This is a genomic window from Pseudomonas sp. NPDC087346, assembly GCF_044744235.1.
Classification (GTDB): Bacteria; Pseudomonadota; Gammaproteobacteria; order Pseudomonadales; family Pseudomonadaceae; genus Aquipseudomonas.
In genome coordinates, this window is sequence record NZ_JBIUXX010000072.1 from 1 (window position 1) to 7,850 (window position 7,850).

Sequence of the window (7,850 nt, forward strand, 5' to 3'; positions counted from 1 at the left end):
AATAATCCCATGCGGCAGGTGGGGCAAATCTTCCCGACCGTTCGAAGCGTTCATGCCTCGAACCGGCAGCCTACTCATAGACTATTGCGTTGTGGTGAAAGTCACAGCACCAAGGACATGAATGTACACTTGTGCACTGAGATTTTTATTCAAGCCCCTTTTGAGGCTCGTTCGGGTGCCTAAGACTGCCGCACTTTCGCTTTTCACGCCAGTCACAGATGGTCGAAAGGCCCCCACTAATGCACCCATCGCTGCAGAATCTGCTGTAGATCATTACGTTTGAACGGCTTGGCCAGGTAATCATTCATCCCGGCCGACAGGCACATCTCGCGATCACCCTGCAGGGCGTTGGCAGTCAGCGCGATGATTGGCACTTCGCCACGGCCGGGCAGTTGACGGATCTGCCGGGTCGCTTCGTAACCATCGATGATCGGCAAACGGCAATCCATCAAGATTGCCTCAAAGTCGCGGCCTTCGGCGCTGCGCACCGCTTGCGCGCCATCGGTGGCGACGCTCACAGTAAAGCCCAGACTGCGCAACATCGCTTCGATAACCGTCTGGTTGACCGGGTTGTCTTCTACCAACAGCACGTTGCGACCCTCGCCATGACCGTTGCCATTCGCCGTGCGCGGGGCGGTCAATTGCGGCAATGCCTGCTTATATAGCGCCAGCGGGATTTCCAGAGTAAACACCGAACCCAAACCTTCCTCACTCTGCGCCCGCAACGTACCGCCCATTCGCTCGGCCAGGGTGCGAGCAATCGGCAGCCCGAGGCCGGTGCCGCCATAACGACGTGAAATTGAACTGTCGGCCTGCTGGAACGCATTGAACATCAGCTCCAGACTTTGCTCCGAGATGCCAATGCCGCTGTCACGCACCGAACAGGTGAACCACAGCAGTTCGTGATCCAGCGACTGCCATTGCGCCTCGATACTTACCCGGCCGCGCTCGGTGAACTTCAAGGCGTTGCCCACCAGGTTCACCAGAATCTGCCGAATTCGCGTCGGATCACCCTGTACCTGCAAACCGCGCATATCGTCGGGAATCCGCAATTGCAGATCCAGCCCGCGTTGCGCCGCGCTGTGCTGGAACGACTGGGCGCAGGCGCCGATCAGGTCGGCCAGGTTGAACGCGATGTGCTCCAGCTCCAGCTCCGAACGTTCGATACGCGAGAAGTCCAGAATATCGTTGATGACTTTGAGCAAATGCTCGGTGGATTCAGAGGCGAGCGCCGCGTACTCGACCTGCTCCTCGGTCATGTCGGTGGTTTCCAGCAACTGCAACATGCCTAGCACGCCGTTCATGGGCGTGCGCAGTTCATGGCTCATCATCGCCAGAAAATCCGATTTGGCGTTGTTGGCTTTTTCCGCTTCTTCGCGGGTCTGGATCAGTTGCTCCATCGCCTGATGCTGTTCGCGGCTGGCCTGTTCCAGTGCCTTGGCGAGGTTGTTGATGTGCTGCGACAGCGCGCCGAGTTCGGTGTCATCGACAATCGGCAGCGGGGTTTTATAGTCGCCATCCTGAATCGCCTTGACCGCGTTGCCGATATCGCGAATCGGATGCGACAGGCTGCCCGCCAGACGTCGTGCGAGGACAAAGGTAAAGAGCAGGGCGAACAGCGCCAGAATCCCGGCCTTGAGCAGGATTTCCTGTTGGCGCTGACTGAAGGCATCGTTGGACAGACCGACGATCACTCGCCCCAGATAATCCTCGCTGGGCACATTGGCGCCGAGTTTGGCGTCCTGAAAAAAATCGTTGTGCAGGGCGATCCGTTGCAGGCGTACCGGCGCTTGGAAGACTTCGACCTGATGTGGCCGATTGTGGGTGTCGGACGCCTGTTCGACATAAGCCAAAATCCGGTTGGCGCTGTCCTGTACTTCCAGGAACCGTACGTTCGGCGTGGCCAAAGTGGCCTTGAGCAGGCTTTCCAGCACTTCGTTGTTACCGGAAATCACCCCGTACTCGGTGGCGGGGGCGAGTTGGTTGGCGATCAGTTGGCCGGTGTGGTTCAGCTCCTGACGCAAATCCTGAATCCGCACGAAGGTAAAGAAGCTGATCAGCAGCAACGTCAACAGCAGCGCAGGGCCGAGACTGATCAGCTGCGTGCGGGTGTTGATGTCCCAGCGGCGACGCAAACTCATGGGTGGCGCTCTCCTTCAGCCAACTCTCGGGCGACAGACACTTCATCGATCGGCTCGATACCTAAAGAACGAGCTACCTGCGCATTACTTGAGACTTTGAAGCGCTCGGGGTAGAGCGTTCGCGGCCAATCGGCGGGTTGCCGGTCAAGCAGGTCGTCGAGGATTGCCAGCCAATCGGCCTGATCGCTGTAACTGCTGGCCAGACTGCCGGCGCGGACGAACGCAGCGTTGGGGCCGATCAGCGCGACTTGTCGGGCGTAACTGCTGAGCAGCAGGTTCTTCGCGGTTTTCGGGTTATACAGGTCTGGATCGTCGAGCCCCAGCAACACGTCGCTTTTTTTCAACACACTTTGCAACGGACGGCTGTCGAGGGTGTTGTCCCAGCGCTGACTGACGATTTTCAGCTTCAGCGGTTTGGCCGCCAGATTCAGCTCATCCAGCAAAAACTCGCTGTGCTGATCGAACAGCACGCCGACTCGACGCGCCTGCGGCAGAATTCTGCGGATCAATTGCAGTTGGCGGCCCAACGGCGGATCGCTCCACAACAGGCTCAAGTGTGGCGGTTGGGCATTGCCCAGGCGTTGTCGGGCTTGCAGGCGACTGATGCGCAGCACCAGCGTCGCCGGGCCGCGAGTGTCTTGCAGGCGCCAGTCGAGGCTCGGCAGATCGAGCAGAATCATGCGCAGTTTGCCCGGCAACTTGCCCGGCGCTGGCAGGCTGGCCAAGGGCTGGAAACGTACGGTGTCGGTCGGGCGCAACTCGCTCAGTGCCTGCACGAATGCCTGCACCCCGGGGCTTTCTTCGGCACCGGTCAGCAGAATGTCGGCGGCCTGTACCGCGACGCCATGCAGCCAGGCAGTCAAAAACAGGCATGCCCCGGCCAGCCAGTGGCCAAGGGTTGGCATCCTCCGCGACCTGCCCGGGCGCATCTAGAACTCCAACTCTGCGCTGAAGTACATCACTCGGCGCTCGTCATAATTGTTGTCGACGAAGGTGGTCGGCTGATTGTCTAGGCGCTGTTGCAGGACGCCGGCCAATTGCAGTTGCGCCTTGCCCAGCGGGATGCGTTTGGCGATGCGCGTGTCGACCCGTTCAAAGCGGTAGCCGTTCAGCGCGTTGTCGCCATAGTAGAAGAGCGCGCTGTTCCAGCCCTGACCCCAATCGCGCAACCATCCGGCAGATCCGCTGTTGCTTGCGGTGAATTGCTGATCCAGTGGATTGCTCGCCTCGGCATCGACGTAGGCATAGGTCAGGCGCAAGCGGTCGGTATTGCTCAGGCGCCAGTCGAGTTGGGTTTCCGTACCGCGATAACGTGCGCTGTTGGCGTTGCTGGCGATGTATTGGTTGTTGCGCAGCGGCTCGCTGATCATGCCGGTGATTTCGTCGTAAAACAGTTTCACGTCGACTGCCAGACCCCACTCTGCGAAAAACCCGTTGTAGCCCAGTTCCCGCGAGCGCATGTGTTCCTGATCAAGATCGCCGGGGCCGCGAGTCTTGACGAAATAGCGGGCTGACGACTGGCCGTAGGCGGAGGGCCGCAGCTTGCTCACCTGATAGCTCCAATTGACGTTGTTCTCGAACATGTCCGGTGAGCGGATCGCTTCCGAATACACCGCGCGCAGGCTGTGGCGCGGGTTGATCAGGTAATTGATCGCGAAACGCGGGGTCAATGAACTGCCGATCAGTTGCGTGTCTTCGAACATCGCGCCGCCCTGCAGCAGCCAGTGCTCGCTGGCGCGCCACTCCAATTGACCGAATGCGCGCCAGGTGGTGTCGTCCAGCGTGCCGTTGAAGTAGGTCTCGGAATCGGCCCGGTCATAACGATAGTTCATGCCGCTGACCAGCCGCAGACTGTCGGACAGGCTGAGGGTGTCTTGCAGTTCGAGGTCGTAGCGCGATTCCCGGGCGCTCTGGTCAATATCGCCGCACAAAGTCTGGCTGGCGCCATTGCGCCATTGATCGAGCACTTGATGGGCCAAGGCCATTTCCTGTGGGGTGCCGGCCTCCGGGCCGGGGCCGGTGAAACGAGTGATATTGCGCGCCAGACGCTCGGTGTAATTCGGATTGAGCTGCCACAGTTGCGTCAATTGCGGGCTGAACGACACTTCGGCATCGCAGGCACGCCAGACCTGCTGACGATCCCAGTGCTGCGCCGAGCCTTGTATATAAAGGCTGTGATCAGGGTTGATGTCGAGATTCCAGCGCACCGAGCCGGCGTAATCCTTGGCGTCGACGTCGGAATTATTCCCGGCAGCGGTAATCCCCGAGAACACCGGGTGATAGGTGTACGGCCGCTGATTGGTGCCGTCCTTTGCGTTGAGCTGCCAGTCGAGGCTCTGGTTATCGCTGAGGGTGTGACTGACCGCGAGACTGAAGCGGTTCAAGCGGCGACTGTCACGATAGTCGGCGCCGCTGCGGTCGCTGTCGAAGCCGTTGTCTTCCTGGCCGGACAGCGACAAACGCAGATCGCCGCCATTCCAGCCGGTGCCCTGACTGGCATAAAAGTCATTGATGCCGCGCTGGCCACGGGTGATTTTCAGTCGTGTGCCGTGGCTGTCCGCCGGGTTGCGCGTGATGATATTGACCACCGCCATCAGCGCATTCGCGCCGTAACTGACGGTATTCGGGCCGCGAAACACTTCAATGCGCTCGATGTCCTCGATGGCCACCGGAATATCGCTCCAGTCCACCGTGGCCAAACCTGCGCGGTACACCGAGCGGCCATCGATCAGCACCTGCATGCGCCGCGCTTCACTGGCGTTGGTGCCGTGATAGTTCACCGCTGCCTGATTGCCACTGATGTTGCCGACCATCATCCCCGGCACCAGTCGCAGCAGCTCGCTGATATCGCGGGCGCCGCTGGCGGTGATCAGTTCGCTGTCGAGTACGGTCATGCTCCCCGGCACTTCCGCAGGCGTCTGTTTCAGGCGCGTGGCGGTCAGCACCTGCGGCAGTGCTTCGTTGTCGACAAACAGGTCGTCCGCCTGCAAAACCGGACTGAACAGCAGCGCCAGCAACAGGGACGAACGCGGGGAGGGTGGACCGAAGGACACTGCACAACCTTGATACGAAATAATTGGCGCGCATGTTAACCGACGACAGCGATTTTTCCGTCACGTTGCGGGCATTTTCCTCGGTTTTATTGGTCTTCTTCCTACAGGTGTCGGTAATTGACGCAGGGGCTGGCCGCGACTGGGCCGCCCCGTATAATGCCGCCATCGCCACTGGTATGGATTAACGGATTGCATATGACTGAACAGCGCCCGATTGCGGTCCTGGGAGGCGGAAGTTTTGGTACCGCCGTGGCCAATCTACTGGCCGAGAACGGCCATCAAGTCTTGCAGTGGATGCGTGACCCCGAACAGGCCGAAGCCATCCGGGTCAATCGCGAGAACCCGCGTTATCTCAAAGGCATCAAGATTTTGCCGGGGGTGACCGCGGTCACCGACCTGCAAGCCACGCTCGACGCCTGCGACCTGTGTTTTGTTGCGCTGCCATCGAGCGCCTTGCGCACGGTGCTGGCCAGCCACGCCGAACGTCTGGGCGGCAAAATGCTGGTCAGCCTGACCAAGGGCATCGAAGCCCACACGTTCAAGCTGATGAGCCAGATCCTCGAAGAGATCGCCCCGCAAGCACGCATCGGCGTGATCTCCGGGCCGAATCTGGCACGGGAAATCGCCGAACACGCTCTGACTGCCACGGTGGTCGCCAGTGAAGACGAAGATCTGTGTCAGCAAGTGCAGGCTGCGCTGCATGGCCGTACGTTTCGTGTGTACGCCAGCGCCGACCGTTTCGGCGTGGAACTGGGCGGAGCGTTGAAAAACGTTTACGCGATCATTGCCGGCATGGCGGTGGCGCTGGAAATGGGCGAGAACACCAAGAGCATGCTGATCACCCGCGCTCTGGCGGAGATGACCCGGTTTGCGGTGAATCAGGGTGCCAATCCCATGACCTTCCTCGGTCTGGCCGGGGTGGGTGATTTGATCGTCACCTGCTCGTCGCCGAAAAGCCGCAACTATCAGGTCGGTTTCGCCCTTGGTCAGGGCCTGAGCCTTGAGGATGCGGTATCGCGCCTTGGCGAAGTCGCCGAAGGGGTGAACACTTTGAAGGTGCTCAAAGCCAAGTCCCAGGAAGTCGGCGTCTATATGCCGCTGGTCGCCGGGCTGCATGCGATCCTGTTCGAGGGGCGCACGCTTGAGCAAGTCATCGGTCTGTTGATGCGTGGCGAGCCGAAAACCGACGTCGATTTTATTTCCACCAGTGGTTTCAACTGATTCAGCAGGGAGCGAGCCATGAACGATCCGAAAACCGAAGCCAAATACGAGTCCATCCTCCTGCGGGTGTTGTGGATGATCGTCTATGTAGTGGTCTGGCAAGTGGCGCAGTTCATCCTTGGCGCTGTGGTGCTGGTGCAACTGATCTATCGTTTGATTTATGGCGCGCCGAACGCGGGCCTGATGAATTTCGGCGACAGTCTGAGTCAGTTTCTGGCGCAGATCGGTCGTTTCGGCAGCTTCCACAGCGACCAGAAACCCTGGCCGTTTGCCGACTGGCCAACGCCGCGTGCCCCGGAAGGGGAAGCGCCTCATGCGGTGCCAGCGTCAGCGCATCCGGCCCGGGATGAGGAACCGAAACTATGAAAATCTGGGTATTGCGCCATGGCGAGGCGGTGCCTTATGGGTCGAAGCCTGATCCTGCGCGGGAGTTGACCGAGAATGGTCGTAAAGAGGTGTTGAGCAGCGCCACTGAGTTGGTGGGGCAGCCGTTGACGGCGATTTATGCGAGTCCTTTTTTGCGTGCTCAGCAGACGGCGCAACTGGTGCGGGAGGCTTTGGGGTTTGAGCCGGAGATTCGTACGGTTGATTGGCTGAAGCCTGAGGCTGATCCGGATCGGGTTGCCGATCAATTGGTGGCGGTCAGTGATGTGTTGTTGGTCAGTCATAATCCTCTGGTGGGGAATCTGCTTAGTTATTTGCAGCATGGGGCTGGGTATCCGCCTGAGCGGGTTGATACGGCGGGATTGGCTGAGCTGGAGGGGGATGAGTTGGTGATTGGGGCTATGAGGCTTAATAGTCTTAAGCATCCTTGAATTTTTGGGAAGATCCGTTGCTGCGGGTGTGGCTGCTTAGGGTTCCGCCCTTACGGCGGGTCACTTTTTCCAGACGCCGAAAAAGTAACCAAAAAGGCTTTGTCCTGACGTTCGGCCCGCTCGCTAAGGCTCGGGGTTCCTTCGCTCCGGGATTCATCCGGGGGCATCGCCTACGGTTTGCTTCGCTGCACCTCCTCTCGATGCATTTGGCTTCGCCAAACGGCGCTGCGCGCCAACCCCCGGATGAATCCCTCCACTCAGCCTGCCGACGGACCTTGCAGATCAAGATCAAGAGCACAGCCGAGCTAACGCTCATCCTGTGAGTGGTTAAAAGCAACGCGGGGCTGCTTTGTTTTTGCTTTTCTGTAGGGGGGAGCCTGCTCGCGATGGCGGCCTGCCAGCCGACCAATCTCCAGTGGATGTACTCAATCCCTGTGGGAGCTGGCTTGCCAGCGAAGACGGCCTGCCAGCCGACCAATCTCAGTTGGATGTACTCAATCACCTGTAGGAGTGAGCCTGCTCGCGATGGCGGCCTGCCAGCCGACACAATCTCCAGTGGATGTACTCAATCCCTGCGGGAGCTGGCCTGCCAGCGAAGACGGCCCGCCAGCCGACCAATC

General features: G+C 59.7%; 7 protein-coding genes. 4 read left to right on the top strand and 3 right to left on the bottom strand.

The window, feature by feature from the left end:
• Positions 1–236: 236 nt before the first annotated feature.
• The 3 genes from ACIOZM_RS27570 to ACIOZM_RS27580 are packed head-to-tail and all read right to left on the bottom strand — an operon-like array spanning position 237 to position 5,194.
• Complete coding sequence (locus ACIOZM_RS27570; RefSeq protein ID WP_401219811.1) at positions 237–2,141, bottom strand: ATP-binding protein; 1,905 nt, start codon at positions 2,139–2,141, stop codon at positions 237–239.
• Positions 2,138–3,070: an ABC transporter substrate-binding protein gene (locus ACIOZM_RS27575; protein WP_401219813.1), complete on the bottom strand. Its 933-nt coding sequence runs from the start codon at positions 3,068–3,070 to the stop codon at positions 2,138–2,140. Before ACIOZM_RS27575 ends, ACIOZM_RS27570 begins: the two co-directional genes overlap by 4 nt.
• Positions 3,071–5,194: a TonB-dependent receptor plug domain-containing protein gene (locus ACIOZM_RS27580; RefSeq protein WP_401219816.1), complete on the bottom strand. Its 2,124-nt coding sequence runs from the start codon at positions 5,192–5,194 to the stop codon at positions 3,071–3,073.
• Positions 5,195–5,226: 32 nt separating this feature from the next.
• Here ACIOZM_RS27580 and ACIOZM_RS27585 point away from each other — a divergent pair, with 32 nt between their 5' ends.
• Genes ACIOZM_RS27585 through sixA form a run of 4 tightly spaced genes read left to right on the top strand, consistent with a single transcriptional unit; the run spans position 5,227 to position 7,230 of the window.
• Positions 5,227–5,379 carry a hypothetical protein gene (locus ACIOZM_RS27585; RefSeq protein WP_401219818.1) on the top strand — a complete coding sequence of 51 codons (153 nt, stop codon included), beginning with the start codon at positions 5,227–5,229 and terminating at the stop codon, positions 5,377–5,379.
• A 10-nt stretch (positions 5,380–5,389) separates the two neighbouring features.
• Positions 5,390–6,415 carry an NAD(P)H-dependent glycerol-3-phosphate dehydrogenase gene (locus tag ACIOZM_RS27590; protein ID WP_401219820.1) on the top strand — a complete coding sequence of 342 codons (1,026 nt, stop codon included), beginning with the start codon at positions 5,390–5,392 and terminating at the stop codon, positions 6,413–6,415.
• 18 nt (positions 6,416–6,433) lie between these two features.
• Complete coding sequence (locus ACIOZM_RS27595) at positions 6,434–6,781, top strand: DUF4389 domain-containing protein (protein WP_401219823.1); 348 nt, start codon at positions 6,434–6,436, stop codon at positions 6,779–6,781.
• On the top strand, positions 6,778–7,230 hold the full coding sequence (sixA, locus tag ACIOZM_RS27600) for a phosphohistidine phosphatase SixA (RefSeq protein WP_401219825.1): 453 nt from the start codon (positions 6,778–6,780) through the stop codon (positions 7,228–7,230). The genes ACIOZM_RS27595 and sixA overlap by 4 nt, the downstream gene beginning before the upstream one ends.
• Positions 7,231–7,850: the final 620 nt, after the last annotated feature.